The organism is Mesorhizobium sp. M0590 (genome assembly GCF_040320905.1).
Lineage (GTDB): Bacteria > Pseudomonadota > Alphaproteobacteria > Rhizobiales > Rhizobiaceae > Mesorhizobium.
This window is the reverse complement of record NZ_JAMYQN010000014.1, coordinates 36,189-52,187: the sequence shown is the minus strand read 5'-3', so window position 1 is coordinate 52,187 and position 15,999 is coordinate 36,189. Positions and strand designations below refer to the sequence as shown.

Below are 15,999 nucleotides of genomic sequence, written 5' to 3'. Positions count from 1 at the left end.
ATGGACACAATGTCTGGAAATGCTGTTGTCGGACACCGGACCGCCGAATGTCCGAAACCGGGCACTGCAGGGGGCCATGGCCATGAAAATCGAACGCGCGGGCGAGCGGAACACGATCGATCGACGCGTCGCGCGGACGCGCGGCCTGTTGCAGGACGCGCTCATCGTCCTGATCCCGGAGCAAGGATATGCTGCCATCACGGTCGATGACATTTGCCAGCGGGCCAATGTCGGCAGGTCGACCTTCTATACCCACTACGCCGACAAGGATGCTCTGCGCAGCGCGACCATCGAGGCGCATCTGCGGTCGATCGGCCGCAGGCGCGAGGCGGCAAGTCATGAAACAGGTAGCCGCCTGTTCGAGTTCAGCCTGCCCATGTTCGAGCACGCCCATGCATTCCGACCGCTTCACCACGCATTGCTTGCAAGCAGCGGCGATACGATCCACGACGAATTGCGCGAGCGTATCCGGCGAGCCGTCCGGGAAGAACTCGTCGAGAAACGGATCGGCGATCGCGGCATGCCCGCCGAATTCGCCATTCAGTTCATCGCCGGCGCATTTCTTGCGGTCCTCGCCTGGTGGGTCGCCACCGACATGAACCTTTCACCGGCACAGGCCGACGACCTGTTCCAGAGGATGGCGGGAAAAGGCATCGGCGCCTGACTAATCGTCGGCTATCGAGCTTGCAATGATCGAATCCGATCGCCCCATGTCGACCGGCGATGTCAAATGGACGAGCTGTTTTCGATTGCCTGCAATCAATACATAAAGTTTGGAGACCTGATCTCCATTCCGGTCCTCGCCGATCTTTTCGGCGTCCGTCCGGGCGAAGAAACGCTGTTCGAATGTCGCGCGGTCGACGTCGAACAGCCTGATGGAGCAGGTCTGCACGGCCTTGCCGCTTAAGGTGGCTTTGGTCACCGCGATCATGGTTCCGGCAGGTAGATCATTGCCAGTCACCGTCCATCCCTGAAAGGCATCCACGTCATCGACTGGAGTAAGCGCTGCGTCACCGGATAGCGGTGTCCATCCACGCGTCTTGGCCACTGCGGCGGTTCGCTCGAAGTCTGGACCATGGGCAAGACAGGTTTCGTGAAAAGCTTCTAGCGCCAGATCGACATTGTCGGCATGCGCCGGCGTCAGGCAGACGCCTGCGAGCGCAAAAGCCAAGAGGGCTTTCCACATATCAGTTCCACCTCGCGCTGAAGAGCGAGCCACCGGTACGATTAAGATGGACCCATTGGTACCCTGGTCAAGCGGTGGCCAAGGCGTCGACCTGCAGAATAACATGGGCGCGCCGCTCATGTTGGCTCGGGCATGCTGCGGGCTACTATGGCCCGTCTCGTCGTTCCTCCGGCGGACGAACCTTGCGGAACATCGCAAGCAGAAGGATGTCGTAGACAATCTTCAAGGCGCCGGCGATGAGCAACGGCCAACCGAAACCGGACATTGCGAGCAGCGAGCCGGCAAGCATCGGGCTGGCGGCTGCCGCGAGGCTGCGCGGGACAGCGGTGACACTCGCGGCTGCGGCCCGCTCACCAGGCGATACCACGGCCATGACGTAGGAGGTGCGGGTCGGCACATCCATCTGCGACAATGCGCTCCTGATCAGCAGAAGTATGATTACGGGACCGAGGCTCGGCATGAAGGGAATGAGCAAAAGGCAAAGGCTGGATGGCAGGTGCGTGAACACCATCGTGTTCACCAGCCCGATCCGTTTAGAGATTTGTACGGCCACCAGATACGACCCAGCCGAAAGGATACCCGTCAAGAAGAAGATTGTGCCCGTCGCGGCGAGCGATAGGCCGAACCGTTGGAAAAGCCAAAGAGCCAACAATGACTGAACCACGAAACCGCCCGCAAAAGCGTCAAGGCTGAAAAGCGCAGCGAGCGTGAGGACGATGGTTCGGGATTTGCGTAGTGGCTCCGCCGGTACCGCACTCGCATCGAGCGGCTCGTCCGGCAGTTTCCGATAAAGGAGCAGCGCTCCTAGTCCCAGAAAGGCATAAAGCAGGAAGGCGATCTGGAGAGCTTGCTTGATATCCAGGCCGACAACCTGTCGGAGAATGTCAGGGGCTCCGGCCGCAAGAGCACAGACCGCCCCTACAAGTGAGCCGACAAGGCTGTAGCGTGCAAAGAGCGCGGTGCGGTCGCGGTCAGTGACACTATGGGCGAGTTGCGCATGCTCCAGCGGCAAAAACACACTGACGTCGCCAGAGGATGGATTCAGCGTTCCGACGAATGCGACAAGGAGCAGGGCCAGAAATCCTGAACCAACGCGAAGGCGATCCCGGTGGCGACCATCAGGAGGGCAGCTGCGATCAGCAGGGAGCGGCGGGAGAAATGGTGTGCGACAAACCCGACGGTCAAGGTGAGCGCCGCCGAACCCGCGAGCGTCGCTGTCGTGAGAATCCCGATCTTGAAAGCGTTGAAACCAAGTGTGGCCAAATAGGCGGGAAGCAGAAGACTGACGAGTCCGTCGCCGAATGCCCTCAATCCCCTGGAATCAACAGAAGGGCAGCTGCCGGCCTGGCACCGGCAGGCAGCAGCGAAAACCGCTGTTTGACCGCTGGTTCGCGCGAAGCATTCGTCGGCGTCTGGGCTGTCAGGGATGCCTCCTGCCGCAGAGGGGTTTGCGCCCGCGGCACAGCTTAGATCGATCCCGTTGCAACACCATAGAGCACGCCGAGGATCGAGCATGTCGCGAGCACAGGGATCATGCCGATCTTGAAACGGAATACCGCGAGCAGCGCCCCGAGCGTCAGCACCAGAGACTGCAGGTTGATGGAGTTGAACACGGGAACGTCCAGCGTCATGCCAAGCCAGCTGACCTCACGCAGCTCGCTGAACAGGACGTGAAGCGCGAACCACACCGCCAAGTTCAGGACAACACCGACCACTGCTGCCGTGATGGTCGCCAGGGCAGCCGAGAGGGCCTTGTTGCCGCGGAGCGCCTCGATGAAGGGTGCGCCGAGAAAGATCCAGAGGAAGCAAGGCGTAAAGGTAACCCAGGTCGTCAGGAGACCGCCAAGCGTGCCTGCGAGCAGTGGATTGAGGCCAGCCGGCGCACGAAATGCGCCCATGAATCCGACGAACTGGGTGACCATGATCAGCGGGCCGGGTGTCGTCTCGGCCATCCCAAGCCCGTCCAACATCTCACCGGGCTTGAGCCAACCGTAAGTATCGACGGCCTGCTGCGCGACATAAGCGAGGACCGCATAGGCCCCGCCGAACGTGACGACCGCCATCTTGGAAAAGAACAAGGCGATGTCGCTAAACACGTTGCCGGGGCCAACAAACACCAGCAAGCCGACAACGGGTATGAGCCACAGCAGCAGAAACACCGAGGCGATCTTCAGCGCCCAGCCAACGGACGGTCGGGCGTGTGCAGGCACGTCTTCGCCGAGCGCGGTATCGGCATCAGCCACCTGTTTGCCTGTGATCTTGCCGTGTCCATTGCCGGTTAGGAACGGAGCCAGTCTCGCGCGGCCGCCGACAAAGCCGATGACTGCGGCGGCGAGGATGATCAGCGGAAAGGGCACGTGGAAGAAGAAGATGGCCACGAAAGCCGCCGCCGCGAGCCCGATCATAACGTTGTTCTTCAGCGCACGCTTGCCGACGCGGACGACAGCCTCGAGCACGATCGCAAGCACAGCGGCCTTCAGCCCGAAGAACAACGCCTGGATTGCGCCGACATGGCCGAAAAGCGCGTAGATCCAGCTCAGCGCCATGATGGTGATAACACCTGGAAGCACGAAGAGGATGCCCGCCACCAGCCCACCTCTGGTCTTGTGCAGGAGCCAGCCAATATAGATAGCGAGTTGCTGGGCTTCCGGGCCCGGCAGCAGCATGCAGTAGTTCAACGCATGCAGGAACCGCGTCTCACCGATCCACCGCTTTTCCTCGACCAAGATCCGGTGCATGACGGCAATCTGACCAGCCGGGCCGCCGAAGCTCAACGCGGCGACACGCGCCCAAACCCGAGTAGCTTCTCCGAACGAAATGCCGTGGGCGGGTATGCCCGCATGCGGAGCTGTTGCCGAGTCGATACTCTTCACCCTCATCGGCTCGTTCATTTTCTTCACCCTCGTTTCGAGCGGAAATATCGATAGAGGTTGTCGAACACCGAAGCGCCCTCGGCGATCCGTTGCTCGTCTCCCGCATTGGCCATGGCGATCCCGGCGATCAGGCTGGCGATGCCGGTGGTTTCCTCGCGACTGAACTTGGCGTCCTTGAGGTCGATGTCGTGGACAATCCCGGCGATGGCCTGCAGCGCCGGGTCGACTATGCCACTACGATTGAGCAGCACCTCGAAGCTGCAGCGGTCTCCCTCATGGGTGATTTCGCCTTCGAACATGTCGAAGCGCAATTCTCCCTCCTTCGGCGCGTATCCCTTGCCCGCCACGAAGCGGATCGTTGCATCGGCATCGATGAAGCGATGGATGAGCCAGCTGCAGGCGATGCGGTCGACATGCACGTCCCGGCGCGTGACCCAGGTCCGGCCCTTGAGCTCACCCGGCTCGGCCGCCTTCTTCGGTTCGTTGGTCATGGCCTTGTCCTCTATAAGCTGAGCCTCGAGCTCGGCGATCAGTCCCTCGGCGGCGAGCCGCCCGCTGGCGCCGAAAAAATCGATCGTCACGACGTCGGCGAGCCGCTTGCGCAAGCGGCCGAGTTGCGGACGCGCTTCCGCATGTTTTTCCGATGTCGCGTCGGTCTTGATCGCTGCGGCCAGATTGCGCGCTTCCTTGACGATCTCCGCATAGTCGGCGTCACGGGCTGCGTCGAAGAGCGCGCGGACCTGCACGTCGGACAAACCATCTACGAGGCGCGCCTCGCACATCATCGCCTCGCCGCCGCCGGCGACGATCTCCTTGAGAAGCCATTCGAAATCCTCCTGCATCTCGGCATTGGCCGGCAGGGCGTAAACGGTGCTTTTGACTGCGACCGCGCCGATACCTTGCAAACGTCGCCAGATCTTCACCCGGAAGTAGGCGGGCTTGCTTGGCAGCTGATGGATCAGGAGCAGCCAGCGCTGCTCCTGTGATTGCCCCTCACTCATAAGTGAACCGTATCACGAACAAAGCCAAATGCAACACTTGTATCATATTCGATTCAGGCATAGCGTTCGCCTCCTCACGGATGGGCCGTGCCGCAGAGCGGGGGGGAAACCGATGCCACACCAGATCATGCCGCTGCCGTTCAAGCCGCCTCGGCTCGTCGGCCTCTCCGAGCGGCTGTTGGCAAGCCACTACGAAAACAACTACGGGGGTGCCGTTCGTCGCCTCAACGCCATCGAACAGCGGCTCGACGGGCTCGACTGGGGCGCGGCGCCAGTCTTCGACATCAACGGTCTGAAGCGCGAGGAACTGGTCGCCGCCAATTCAGCGATCCTGCACGAGATCTATTTCGATGGGCTCGGTGGCTCCGGCGATGCCGGAGGCGATCTCGCCACAGCGCTGGAGCGCGACTTCGGCAGCGTGGCCGCCTGGCGCGCCAAGTTCATGGCCTGTGCCAAGGCGCAGGCCGGAGGCTCGGGGTGGACCCTGCTGGTGTGGTCGGAGCGCCGCGATCGGCTGACGATCCAATGGGCGGCGGATCACACCAACTGTCTCGCCGGCGGCATGCCGATCCTTGCGCTCGACATGTACGAGCACGCCTACCACATGGATTTCGGCACCAAGGCCGGCGCCTATGTCGATGCCTTCATGAAGAACATCCATTGGGAACGAGTGGCTGCCCGCCACCGCCGAACCGTCGCGCAGCGTGATCCTTCAACAGGATCGGCATCGGACGACACGGTTCCAGTAATCGCGCCGGAGGAACTGCGGGCGCGCCTCGATCGAGGAGAAGATCTCGTAGTGCTCGACGTCTGCCTCGCCGAGGATCTGGCAAAGCGCAGCGATATGCTGCCAGGGGCCAAGCTGCGAGCACCCGAGAAGATCGCCGATTGGGCGGGTGAACTGCCGAAGGGCAGACCGGTCATCGTCTATTGCGTCTATGGCTTCCAGGTCAGCGGTGATGCCGTTGCCGAACTGCGCCGCCGCGGCGTCGATGCAAGCGCGCTTTCAGGCGGCATTGCCGCCTGGCATGCGATCGGCGCGCCAACTGTCCCTCTGGTGATGAGCGAAGAAAGGATTGCGTCATGAAGTGGGTTACCCGAGAACGTCCGGTCATCGACCGCATCGCCTGCCCCTGGCTGATTGCGCGCTTTATCGACAAGGAACCTGAGTTCCTCTTCGTGCCGCCAGATCAAGTGGTCGGTGTCGCCCAGGAAACGGGCGCGACGCCGTACGACGTGCCTGGCGTCGAATTCACCCATGTCGGCGACGGCTGCAGTTTCGATACCTTCGTTTCGAAATACGGCCTCGAGCGCGACCCGGCGATCGTGACCATTGCCGCGATAGTGCGCGGTGCCGACACGGACCGGCACGATCTCACGCCACAGTCGGCGGGGCTGCTGGCGATCTCCATGGGTTTGCGGGACCTGACGCCTGACGACCACGAGGTGCTGAAGCACGGCTTCGTCATCTATGACGCGCTCTACGCGTGGGCTTCGGGCCGCAGAGCGGAAACGCACAGCTGGCCTCCCGCCACGAAGCCAGCAGCCGCATGACGAATTGGGCAATGGGGGCAGATCACAAGGAGAAATCCCATGCATGCAAAACTCGTGACCGGAGCAATGCTGATCGCGATGTCGGCGCTGCTCCAACCGGCATCGGCGGCACCCGATTGGCAAACAATCGCTAAGGCGCTCGGCAAATCCGGAACCGAGACGCCTGATGGCGTCTACCGGGTCGGGCTGCCGCGAACGGACCTGAAGGTTTCGCTCGACGGCGTGGCCCTGAAACCCGGATTTGCGCTTGGAGGCTGGATCGCGTTCGAACCCATGGGAGATCAGGCAATGGTCATGGGCGACATCGTTCTGACGCAGGACGAGGTGAACCCGGTCATGAAGAAGCTTGAAGAAAGCGGGATCGAGATCACTGCGGTACACAACCACTTGCTGCGCGCGGAGCCGATGACACTCTACATGCACGTCTTCGGCCAGGGCGACCCGGTTACGCTCGCCACAGCGCTTCATGCCGGATTGGCGCTGAGCAAAACACCGATGGGAGGCGGCGCCCAGCCGCAAACCGCACCACAGATCGAGTTCGACACGGCCGGTGTCGACCAAACCGTCGGTTATAAGGGTAAGGCCAATGGTGCGGTCTACCAGTTCACGATCTCGCGCGCTGAGCCGGTCGAGGAAAATGGAATGGAAGTGCCGGCGGCCATGGGCTCGGCAATAGCGATTAACTTCCAATCGACAGGTGGCGGCAAGGCGGCGATCACGGGTGATTTTGTGCTGACAGCAAAGGAGGTCAATCAGGTTATCAAAGCCATGCAGGACAACGGCATCGAGATCACCGCGTTGCATAGCCACATGCTCGATGAGCAACCGCGGCTCTTCTTCATGCATTTCTGGGCGTACGACGATGCGCAGAAGCTGGCGAAAGGACTGCGCGCAGCCCTCGACAAGGTCGCCGTCAAAAAGAGCTAGATTGGGCGTCCGCGCGCGCGTCCAACGGCGGAGTTCGGCCGGCTCGGAGGGATCGTCGGCCTTCTTCCCGCCGCCTCGGGAATGGTTCGCTGGCACGGCGTCTTTCTGCCACCAGCATTGCGCCTGAGATCACCTTTCCATCGCACACGAGACTCAAGGGGCGGGCCGGGCTTTTGCGAACCGACGCGTTCGGAACGATCAAAGGCCCGCTTCGTTCTGATCGGATGGACTGGATTAGACTAGGCCTCCTGGCGTTGGCGGGGTTCCTCACCTGGACACTGAACACCCTCTCGGCCGGAGGCGGAGGTCTATTGCTGATCCCCGCCGTGACTTTCATCACAGGGAGCGCGGCGGTTGCGCCGGTCATCACCTTGACCGAGCTCATCGGCAATCCCATCCGCGCCCTGGCCTTCCGGCGCGACATCGATTGGAGCCTGGTCCGTTGGTACCTGCCCGGCGCCATCGCCGGTGCCGCGGCGGGCTCCTGGCTCTTCGCCAACAGTCGGGCGGAATGGCTCCAGATACTCATAGGGATCTATCTGATCAGTGCAGTCTGGGAATTTCGCGGCGGCGCGCGCGAGCGGAGCTACCGAGCCCGCCGCTGGTGGTTCCTCCCGGCCGGCCTGATCGTCGCGCTGTTGTCGGCGCTGATGGGCTCGGTGGGACCCGTCTTGAATTCGCTCTATCTGAACTACGGTTCGGAGAAGGAGACGTTGGTCGCCACGAAATCCGTGAACTCGTTTGTGACCGATGTCGTCAAGGTCGCGGTATTCACCGGACTCGGCGCGCTCGGTGGTCAGGCGGCCATGTACGGCGCAGCCGCGGGTTTGGGCGCTGCGCTTGCCAATCTGCTGGCCAAGCCCTGGCTCGAACGCCTGAGTGGACGACAATTCCGCGGCCTTGTGGTCGCGCTCATGGCTGTGAGTGGAGCGCTGATGATCTGGAACCAGCACAGCTTCGTTATGCAGGCCTGGCGCGCGGCCACGGGAATGTCTTAACAATGTCGCTGTTGGCTGGAGCGCTGCGCCGTAGCTTGGTTGGCCGGTCGCGCGATGCGCAGAAGCTGGCGAAAGGCCTGCGCGCAGCCCTCGACAAGGTCGCCGTCAAAAAGAGCTAGGCTTCCCGTCCGCGTGCATCAGACGGGCTCTTGGGCTGGTTCCTTCGAACCAGCCGACCTAACCAGCTCAGCTTCGAGAAGGTTCGCGACGTCAGATCACGCTCAGCGTCACGGCGGCAAGAACAAGATAACGGCCGACCTTGGCGGCAGTGACCAGCAAAAGGAAAACCCGAAAAGGCTCGCACAGGACGCCCGCGACGACAGTCAGAGCATCACCGACAACCGGCAGCCAACTCAGCAGGAGCGACCATTTTCCATAGCGCCGATACCACATTTGCGCGCGGTCCAGTTGCGCGTGGTTCATCGGAAACCACCGTTGGCCCCGAAAGCGCTCGATGCCTCGCCCGAGCCGCCAGTTGATCACCGATCCAAGCACGTTGCCGACGCTCGCGACTCCGATGAGCAGCCAGGGCGAGTAATCCGCAAACAGCAGCCCGACCAGCACTGCTTCCGATTGCATCGGCAGGATCGTAGCGGCGAGCAAGGCCGCCAGGAACAGACCAGCATAGGCCGCGAGATCGGTCATTGAACCGCATATCCGCCAGTCGACCTAATGATGGTGACCTTCGGGTTCGACCATCTTGAACGGCAGCACCTGTTCGCGATCTTTCGCGGTCAGCACCAGACTTGCCTGGAACTCATGCGGTTCGGCAGGGGCGACGGTGCTCTCAAGGCGGTGATGGTTGTCGCCGACAGGTTCGAGGCGAAGCGTCTCCGGCCCGCCGGGCCGGTCGATGATCACCGTCGCTGCCAGATCATTGGCGTGGCGATCGATGGTCAGCCGTATCCGCTCGCCGGCCGGTGTGTCGACGATTTCCAACGTCCCCGCAGCCAGACCGCAGGCGACCTTAAAGGGCTCCGGCGCATGATGGTGAGCATGAGAGGTTTCCGCGCCAGTGACGGCCGGCGCGGCCGGGCTCAACAGGCGGACATTGGCTTCCACCAACGCCGGCAAATGGGCGAACAACTCCTGCTTGAGGGCATCGGTTACGCCCAGCACGTCCTTGGCCGTCGCCATCTCCGGAACACTGATGGCGACGTCGGCATGCAGGCGATGTCCGATCCAGCGTGCCTGCACGCTTTCAACGCGCCCGATGCCCGACACATGCTCGGCGGCATGATGGATTTCGTCGATGATGGCGGGCTCGACACCATCGAGCATGCGCGTCAACACGGCTTTCGACGACTGCCAGACGATGGCGAAGATCGCCACGGTGATCAGCAGTCCTATGATCGGATCGGCAAGCGGAAAGCCCAGCCATACGCCAATAGCGCCCAGCACGACCGCGAAGCTGGTAAAGCCGTCGGTGCGAGCATGGTAGCCGTCCGCGATCAGCGCAGCGCTGTTGATCTCTCGCCCGACGCGGATACGAAATACGGCGACCGCTTCATTGCCGATGAAGCCTATGAGGCCGGCGATGGCGACCCAGCCAAGAAATGCGATGGGACGCGGATTGATCAGCCTGTCGATCGCCTCATAGCCAGCGACGATGGCACTGAAGAGGATGATGAGAACGATGACGATCCCGGCCAGATCCTCGACCCGGCCCAGGCCATAGGTGAACGTCTTGCTCGGTTTGCGGCGGGCCAGCACGAACGCGATCCACAGCGGAATAGCAGTAACCGCGTCGCCGCCATTGTGGATCGTGTCGGCCAGCAGCGCCACGCTGCCGGAGAGGAACACTACCACGAGCTGAAGCCCTGCCGTAATGGCCAGAACGACGAATGACCATTTGATCGCCCAGATGCCGCGCGTTGTCGTGGCGATCGTCGGATCGATGACGCCGTGTGTGTGGCCATGGCCGCCATCACCGTGATCATGTCCGTGGCCGCCCATGCCATGCGTCATCGGGCCAAACCCGAACCAATCGCGAACTTTGTCCATCTGGCGCTTCTCACAGGTACTTGGTGATGTCCTTGAACTCGTCGATCGAGCGGCGCTGCTCGCGCGCCAGCGGCCCGACGACGTCTTCAAGGCAATGGTTGAGATGATCCTGGATCAGGGTCTTCTTGGCTTGCGAAATGGCCTTCTCGACAGCATGAAGCTGCTGGGCAAGGTCGAGGCAGGGCCGACCCGCTTCGATCATTTCGATGACGCCCTTGAGATGTCCGTCGGCCCGTTTCAGGCGCTTGACGATATCGGGGTGGGTTTCGTGGACGTGAGATTGCTGGCTCATATCTTGATACTATCCTCCTGGAGGGGATACGACAAGCCTCAGAGCGGCCTCGATTCTGGTTTAAGCAACAACCATTCGTTAGGATTTGGAGAATAGTCGCCGCTCATGCCGAATCGGATCAGCGGCGCAGCTCTTTGTCTCGTCAAAATCCCTTACGGCAAAGGTTTTCAATATCCGCTTTTGCCAGTCCTTCGATGCCGAGTGCTGGAAGGATATTGTTGTCTCTCTTGAGATCGCGACCATAGGCTGCCGAGAATATGTTGATTCCAGACTCATGGAGGATCGCTGGATTTCCACTGATCTTCCCCAAAAGTACCGTCGGTAGCAGCCCGAAAGGAACGTCCTCGAGAACATAGCGGCTTTCGATAGTTGACGGGCCGAAGCCGCCGCGGCCTTGGCGATCCATCTCCTGGTTCATTTCCGAAACGGTGCCAATGGGGACGTGAAACGACAATGAAAAATGCTCTTCAACTGTGCGCACGGCAATTCCAAAATGGGCGGCGATCGCCAATCGTTCGGCGTCCAGAGCCTCGACAAAGCGTCCGACGGCCGGCGTGACGTTTCCACCCTGGCTCCACTGCTCGGCCTTCTCCATGCGTGTGAGATTGAGAAGGGCAATCCCCAGATGGTTCTGCGGATTGAGGTTGCTGAGCGCGATCGCAAGCAGGCCGTCGCGCTTGACGAAACGATCGCCGAACAGGGCCGTACAAAGCTCGAATCCTTGGTCCAGCGCATCGAAAGGCAGCGTCGCAACATCAAGCTTCTGGCGAACGGTGACAACATCGATTTCAGTCGGTCCGAGCTGGCGGCCGGTCACGAGCGTTGTGCCCCAGACGACGATCGGCAGGCTGACCTTGCGCTTTGCCAGTTGCTTGGAGAGATACAGCGCCCCGAAAGAACTATGCGAGCTGATGATGACCGGTACACCCTCGCTCAGATAAGGAGTGGCAGCATCCATCACCATCTTGTGGCCGTAAGCCGGCAGCGCGATCATCACCACGTCCGCATTGGCAATGGCATCTTTACAATCCTTGGCGATACGCACCGACACCGTTGCCTCGATAGCGCCCGTAGCCGTTAGCGATTCGCCGGTGGCCAGTGCCTTGGTGCGCTCTCCCGACGGCGACCAAAGCATTGGATCGTGCCCCGCCTCCGCCAAGTAGGCAGCAAGGCCGTAAGCAATTGCGCCGGCCCCCAGAATACTCACCCTCATAGGATTTCTCCTGTTCCAGTCTTTATGTATCGCAGCGCGGCGACCGCCATTGCATGCACGCCCAGCAGGCAGGCACAACTCGATCGAAACCTATCGCTTCCTTGAGCCTGGCTACCCATGAAATCGTCATCCATGGGGTTCAGCTGGAACGCGTTCGAGCCACACGGCCGAGACGGCCGGCGACGCTCTGTGGGCTTGCGAATCATTCCGACCGTACGGCGAATCACCGAGGCGTCTCCGGCCATATTATTTCCGCCTTGACATATATCAAATCCGCATGAGACGATCTTATCCATACACAACGCGCATGTAGGCGTAAATGGAAACACGAGATCTACAGGCCTTTCTTGCTGTTGCTGCCAGTGGCAGCATCACCAAGGCTGCCGAGATGCTCGGGTGTTCCCAGCCTTCGGTGACACGCACCATTCAGGATCTCGAGGCGGAGCTCGGCTTCGAATTGCTGCACCGTGTCGGTCGGCGGGTGCAGTTGTCCGAGGAGGGTGTGGCCTTCGAGGAGGAGGCGCGGCGCTTGCTGATGTCCTTCACCGAGCTAGCGGCGCGGGCCAAGATGATTGCCGCCGGCAAAGGTCGGATTCTGCAAATCGTTGCGACCTCTGCGATCGGAACTGGCTTGATCCCGACGGCTATGGCCGAGCTCAACGGTGTCGAGCTTCCAGACGAGACGCATCTCGGGCAGTTTCTCCCCTCGATCGTCGCGCAGGAAGTGCGCAGCGGACGTGCCGAGATCGGGTTTTCGAGCTTGCCGCTCGATACGCCCGGTCTGGATGTCCTGAGGCTCTATTCGGCGCCTGATGTTGCTGCCGTGCGGGAGGACGATCCGCTGGCTGAACTTGACGTCATACCGCTTTCCGCTTTTGCCGGTCGCCGCGTCGCCACATTGCTCAACCCCCTACGTTTCCAGTTGCATGTCTCCAAGGCATTGGCGGCCAGGGGCATCGACACCGGGCCAGTGATCCGGACGAATACAGCATATGGCGCGTTGCAGATCGTTCGGCGGACTGGCGTTGCGGCTGTCATCGATCCTCTCACCGCCTATGGCGTGGCCTTGCCCGGGGTCGTCATTCGCCCGATCGACGTGACCGTTCTTTTCTATTGGGGCGTTGTGGCTGCCGAGAAACGCCCCCTCCGTCCAGTCGCGCAGGCGTTGATGGATGCGGTCGAGGCGGTGGCTGAACGGTCGATCGTCGGCTTCAAGAAACTAGATCCGACCCTCGCTGGCCAATTGGTGAACGATCCTGCATCCGGCACAAATCACGGAACGGGAATATGAAGCATACCCCCGCCGCGCCAACGCCGACAGGTCTTGCTGCGCTCGAAGCACAGCTCGCGCAAGATCTCGACTTTCTCGAACTGCCCGCCAAGCCATGGGTTCCCGCGCGTTCGCACGATGGCGTGCCGGTCCGTGATGTCGTGGTGATCGGCGCCGGCATGTGCGGACTTGCTGGCACGGCAAAGCTGGTGCTGACCGGGATAACCAATGTCGTGGCCTATGATGCGGCTCCGGCCGGGTTCGAAGGACCATGGGTGACCTTTGCCCGCATGCAAACGCTCCGGTCGCCGAAAACCCTGCACGGTCCGTCGCTCGGCCTGCCGCAATTGACGTTCCGCGCCTGGTTCACGGCTCAATGGGGCATTGAGGCCTGGTGGTCGCTGGACAAAATCCCCAAGGGCCAGTGGATGGATTACCTGGTCTGGTATCGCAAGGTTCTCGGCCTGCCGGTCCGCAACAGCGTGCGGATGACCGGACTGGCACCTGTTGGAGATCTGATTGCGATCGATATAGAAGGCGCGGAAACGGGCCGGGTTCTCACCCGTCGTCTCGTTCTGGCCACCGGTCGGTCCGGTTTGGGCGGTTTTGCCGTGCCCGATTTCCTCAGCGGCATCGATCGCGCCTATTGGGCCCATTCTGCCGACGACATCGACTTCGACACGCTGAAAGGCAAGCGTGTCGCTGTCATCGGCGCTGGTGCCTCGTCCATGGACAATGCCGCAACGGCACTCGAGGCGGGAGTCGGCTCTGTTGACATGTTGATCCGGCGCAAGGAAATGCCGCGCATTAACAAGCTGACCGGCATTGGCAGCCCGGGTGTTGTACTCGGCATGCATCACTTGCCCGATGCCTGGAAGTGGAAATTCTTCGATTATACCGCCTCGACCCAGACACCGCCGCCGCGTTCATCGACACTCCGCGTGTCTCGCCACCCCAATGCTCGGTTCCTTCTTGACTGCGGCATAGTTGCGGTGAAGGAGGAGGCAGGGACCCTGCTGGTGGAAACCACGCAGGGGCCGATTCGCTACGACTTCCTGATCGCGGCAACCGGCTTTTCAAATGACTTCAGCGGCCGCCCGGAATTTGCGGCGATCGCCCCACATATCCGCACCTGGTCGGATGGCCGATATAGGCCGGATATGGGGCCGGCTCGTGCAGGCATGTCGGACGCGCCGGATCTCGGTCCCGCCTTCGAGTTTCGCGAACGCGTCCCCGGCTCCTGCCCGATGCTGGCGCATATCCACTGCTTCAACGACGCCGCCATGCTGACCCACGGCAAGGTCTCCGGCGACATCCCAGCCGTCAGCGCCGGGGCCGACCGTCTGGTCCGCGGCATTGCCGCATCGCTGTTTGCCGAAGATGTCGAAACCCACTTCGCCAATCTGATCGCTTACGACATCCCGGAACTTCTGGGGGACGAATGGGTCGATTCAACGTTGCATAAGGAGGCCGCACTGTGATCGACGCCATGGATAAGGCCGCGGGGATTTCCCCGGACGATGCTCTTTTCACCGCGCGTCGGTTTCGGCCCGAATTCGTTCAAGGGGCGGAGGAATGTCGCCTCTCAGTCCTACAGCCGGCAAACGATCAGGGGCTAGCGCCGAATTTGAGGGTTGCTCTGGCCCATCGCATGGCCGCTCTGAATGCTGATCCAGTCCTGATGGCCGAATATGATGTGCAACTGGCTCAGCTTGGTTCGACGGAGCAGCTTCTGGCCTTGGCCCGCGGGGAAAAGGATCTGGAGGAACCGTTGGCGACCATCGCCAGGCATGTCGACCTGATCACGCTGACACCGAAAAGGGCGGAGGCGAGCCACATCGCCCTGCTCGCCAAAGCCGGGTTGAACAATCCGCAGATCGTCGCGCTCTCCGAACTGATTGCCTTCATCAACTTCCAGACGCGGGTGGCGACGGGCTTAAGACTGATGAGGTCGGCATGATTTCCTCGGTGCGCCTGAAGCCGCTGAACTGGCAGCCATACATCGCGCCGGTCGAGCTATCCGAGGCCACGCCGGAACAGCTCAATGCGATGAAGGTTACACCCTCCGCCAAGAAAGTTTCGGAATATGTACGGACCCTTGTGCATGATCCGGAAAGCTATCTTGCCCGCACCATCTTGTTCAACGCGATCATGTACGTCGAGGGTGGGCTCGCCCGTCCCGATCGCGAGCTTGGCGCCTTGGGCGCCTCGATGGTCAATGGTTGCAAATTCTGTGCCGTTGTTCACGCCCGCCGACATGCGGAGTTGACCAAGAGCGACGATGTGGTCACCGCGCTGTACCTCGACGAACCCGAAAAGCTTGGGCCGCGCGATGCGGCAATCTACAGCTTTGCCCGCCGGCTGTCGGCGGCGCCTTCGGAAGCGACCGCAGACGATATCGCCACGCTGCGATCCGTCGGCATGAATGATGCCGAGATCATCGACCTTATCCACGCCATCTCGATCTTCGGCTGGGCAAACCGGCTGATGCACGTTCTCGGCCATGCGGAGACCGGGAAATGACATTGCGTATCATCACCACGCCCAGGCGTCTCCAATCAGAGCCAGCTGAACTGGTGGCTCATAAGGATAAGAGGGAACCAATGCAGATGAGTTCTTGGCTGCTCCGCAATCATCCAGCTGTTCTGGCTGTTTGTCCCTCCTCTAGGAAATGAAGGACA

16 protein-coding genes and 1 pseudogene are annotated in these 15,999 nt (G+C 61.3%); 9 read left to right on the top strand and 8 right to left on the bottom strand.

What is annotated here, in order from left to right; all coding sequences use genetic code 11:
- Positions 1-82: 82 nt before the first annotated feature.
- Positions 83-664 carry a TetR/AcrR family transcriptional regulator gene (locus tag NKI52_RS22190; protein ID WP_352699569.1) on the top strand — a complete coding sequence of 194 codons (582 nt, stop codon included), beginning with the start codon at positions 83-85 and terminating at the stop codon, positions 662-664.
- On the opposite strand, the gene NKI52_RS22185 is transcribed toward NKI52_RS22190, so the two are convergent.
- The 4 genes and pseudogenes from NKI52_RS22185 to NKI52_RS22170 form a co-directional block, all read right to left on the bottom strand.
- A complete protein-coding gene (locus NKI52_RS22185; protein ID WP_352699567.1) occupies positions 665-1,186 on the bottom strand; it encodes a hypothetical protein in 522 nt (173 codons plus the stop codon).
- A 145-nt stretch (positions 1,187-1,331) separates the two neighbouring features.
- A pseudogene (locus NKI52_RS22180) lies at positions 1,332-2,497 on the bottom strand (MFS transporter).
- 155 nt (positions 2,498-2,652) lie between these two features.
- A complete protein-coding gene (gene chrA, locus NKI52_RS22175; protein ID WP_352644500.1) occupies positions 2,653-4,065 on the bottom strand; it encodes a chromate efflux transporter in 1,413 nt (470 codons plus the stop codon).
- A gap of 17 nt (positions 4,066-4,082) precedes the next feature.
- Positions 4,083-5,060, bottom strand: coding sequence for a chromate resistance protein ChrB domain-containing protein (locus NKI52_RS22170; protein ID WP_352699565.1), 978 nt, complete (start codon positions 5,058-5,060; stop codon positions 4,083-4,085).
- A gap of 112 nt (positions 5,061-5,172) precedes the next feature.
- Here NKI52_RS22170 and NKI52_RS22165 point away from each other — a divergent pair, with 112 nt between their 5' ends.
- The 4 genes from NKI52_RS22165 to NKI52_RS22150 all read left to right on the top strand — a co-directional run bounded on the left by NKI52_RS22165 (position 5,173) and on the right by NKI52_RS22150 (position 8,539).
- Positions 5,173-6,147 (top strand): Fe-Mn family superoxide dismutase, encoded by a 975-nt coding sequence (locus NKI52_RS22165; protein ID WP_352622633.1) that lies wholly within the window; start codon positions 5,173-5,175, stop codon positions 6,145-6,147.
- Complete coding sequence (locus NKI52_RS22160) at positions 6,144-6,614, top strand: chromate resistance protein ChrB domain-containing protein (protein ID WP_352699562.1); 471 nt, start codon at positions 6,144-6,146, stop codon at positions 6,612-6,614. The genes NKI52_RS22165 and NKI52_RS22160 overlap by 4 nt, the downstream gene beginning before the upstream one ends.
- 39 nt (positions 6,615-6,653) lie before the next feature.
- Positions 6,654-7,541: a DUF1259 domain-containing protein gene (locus NKI52_RS22155; protein ID WP_352699560.1), complete on the top strand. Its 888-nt coding sequence runs from the start codon at positions 6,654-6,656 to the stop codon at positions 7,539-7,541.
- Between the two features lie 224 nt (positions 7,542-7,765).
- On the top strand, positions 7,766-8,539 hold the full coding sequence (locus NKI52_RS22150; RefSeq protein ID WP_352699748.1) for a sulfite exporter TauE/SafE family protein: 774 nt from the start codon (positions 7,766-7,768) through the stop codon (positions 8,537-8,539).
- A 210-nt stretch (positions 8,540-8,749) separates the two neighbouring features.
- Here the strand turns inward: NKI52_RS22150 and NKI52_RS22145 are convergent, their stop codons facing one another.
- From NKI52_RS22145 to NKI52_RS22130, 4 genes are all read right to left on the bottom strand, one after another.
- Positions 8,750-9,184 carry a YqaA family protein gene (locus tag NKI52_RS22145; RefSeq protein WP_352699558.1) on the bottom strand — a complete coding sequence of 145 codons (435 nt, stop codon included), beginning with the start codon at positions 9,182-9,184 and terminating at the stop codon, positions 8,750-8,752.
- Positions 9,185-9,208: 24 nt separating this feature from the next.
- Positions 9,209-10,543 carry a cation diffusion facilitator family transporter gene (locus NKI52_RS22140; RefSeq protein WP_352699556.1) on the bottom strand — a complete coding sequence of 445 codons (1,335 nt, stop codon included), beginning with the start codon at positions 10,541-10,543 and terminating at the stop codon, positions 9,209-9,211.
- Positions 10,544-10,553: 10 nt separating this feature from the next.
- Complete coding sequence (locus NKI52_RS22135) at positions 10,554-10,835, bottom strand: metal-sensing transcriptional repressor (protein WP_352622689.1); 282 nt, start codon at positions 10,833-10,835, stop codon at positions 10,554-10,556.
- 142 nt (positions 10,836-10,977) lie between these two features.
- Complete coding sequence (locus NKI52_RS22130; protein WP_352644367.1) at positions 10,978-12,048, bottom strand: NAD/NADP octopine/nopaline dehydrogenase family protein; 1,071 nt, start codon at positions 12,046-12,048, stop codon at positions 10,978-10,980.
- A gap of 319 nt (positions 12,049-12,367) precedes the next feature.
- Here NKI52_RS22130 and NKI52_RS22125 point away from each other — a divergent pair, with 319 nt between their 5' ends.
- Genes NKI52_RS22125 through NKI52_RS22110 form a run of 4 tightly spaced genes read left to right on the top strand, consistent with a single transcriptional unit; the run spans position 12,368 to position 15,841 of the window.
- Positions 12,368-13,339 carry a LysR family transcriptional regulator gene (locus NKI52_RS22125; RefSeq protein WP_023679362.1) on the top strand — a complete coding sequence of 324 codons (972 nt, stop codon included), beginning with the start codon at positions 12,368-12,370 and terminating at the stop codon, positions 13,337-13,339.
- Positions 13,336-14,799 (top strand): NAD(P)-binding domain-containing protein, encoded by a 1,464-nt coding sequence (locus NKI52_RS22120; protein ID WP_352699554.1) that lies wholly within the window; start codon positions 13,336-13,338, stop codon positions 14,797-14,799. The genes NKI52_RS22125 and NKI52_RS22120 overlap by 4 nt, the downstream gene beginning before the upstream one ends.
- The gene (locus tag NKI52_RS22115) at positions 14,796-15,278 is read left to right on the top strand and encodes a CMD domain-containing protein (protein WP_352622741.1); all 483 of its coding nucleotides are present in this window, start codon (positions 14,796-14,798) and stop codon (positions 15,276-15,278) included. The genes NKI52_RS22120 and NKI52_RS22115 overlap by 4 nt, the downstream gene beginning before the upstream one ends.
- The gene (locus NKI52_RS22110; protein ID WP_023679365.1) at positions 15,275-15,841 is read left to right on the top strand and encodes a peroxidase-related enzyme; all 567 of its coding nucleotides are present in this window, start codon (positions 15,275-15,277) and stop codon (positions 15,839-15,841) included. Before NKI52_RS22115 ends, NKI52_RS22110 begins: the two co-directional genes overlap by 4 nt.
- Positions 15,842-15,999: the final 158 nt, after the last annotated feature.

Coding starts and splice junctions, on each gene's coding strand:
- NKI52_RS22160 (WP_352699562.1), top strand. CDS start 6,144: ATGAAGTGGGTTACCCGAGAACGTCCGGTCATCGACCGCATCGCCTGC.
- NKI52_RS22170 (WP_352699565.1), bottom strand. CDS start 5,060: ATGAGTGAGGGGCAATCACAGGAGCAGCGCTGGCTGCTCCTGATCCAT.
- NKI52_RS22150 (WP_352699748.1), top strand. CDS start 7,766: ATGGACTGGATTAGACTAGGCCTCCTGGCGTTGGCGGGGTTCCTCACC.
- NKI52_RS22190 (WP_352699569.1), top strand. CDS start 83: ATGAAAATCGAACGCGCGGGCGAGCGGAACACGATCGATCGACGCGTC.
- NKI52_RS22165 (WP_352622633.1), top strand. CDS start 5,173: ATGCCACACCAGATCATGCCGCTGCCGTTCAAGCCGCCTCGGCTCGTC.
- NKI52_RS22135 (WP_352622689.1), bottom strand. CDS start 10,835: ATGAGCCAGCAATCTCACGTCCACGAAACCCACCCCGATATCGTCAAG.
- chrA (WP_352644500.1), bottom strand. CDS start 4,065: ATGAGGGTGAAGAGTATCGACTCGGCAACAGCTCCGCATGCGGGCATA.
- NKI52_RS22140 (WP_352699556.1), bottom strand. CDS start 10,543: ATGGACAAAGTTCGCGATTGGTTCGGGTTTGGCCCGATGACGCATGGC.
- NKI52_RS22145 (WP_352699558.1), bottom strand. CDS start 9,184: ATGACCGATCTCGCGGCCTATGCTGGTCTGTTCCTGGCGGCCTTGCTC.
- NKI52_RS22130 (WP_352644367.1), bottom strand. CDS start 12,048: ATGAGGGTGAGTATTCTGGGGGCCGGCGCAATTGCTTACGGCCTTGCT.
- NKI52_RS22120 (WP_352699554.1), top strand. CDS start 13,336: ATGAAGCATACCCCCGCCGCGCCAACGCCGACAGGTCTTGCTGCGCTC.
- NKI52_RS22185 (WP_352699567.1), bottom strand. CDS start 1,186: ATGTGGAAAGCCCTCTTGGCTTTTGCGCTCGCAGGCGTCTGCCTGACG.
- NKI52_RS22110 (WP_023679365.1), top strand. CDS start 15,275: ATGATTTCCTCGGTGCGCCTGAAGCCGCTGAACTGGCAGCCATACATC.
- NKI52_RS22155 (WP_352699560.1), top strand. CDS start 6,654: ATGCATGCAAAACTCGTGACCGGAGCAATGCTGATCGCGATGTCGGCG.
- NKI52_RS22125 (WP_023679362.1), top strand. CDS start 12,368: ATGGAAACACGAGATCTACAGGCCTTTCTTGCTGTTGCTGCCAGTGGC.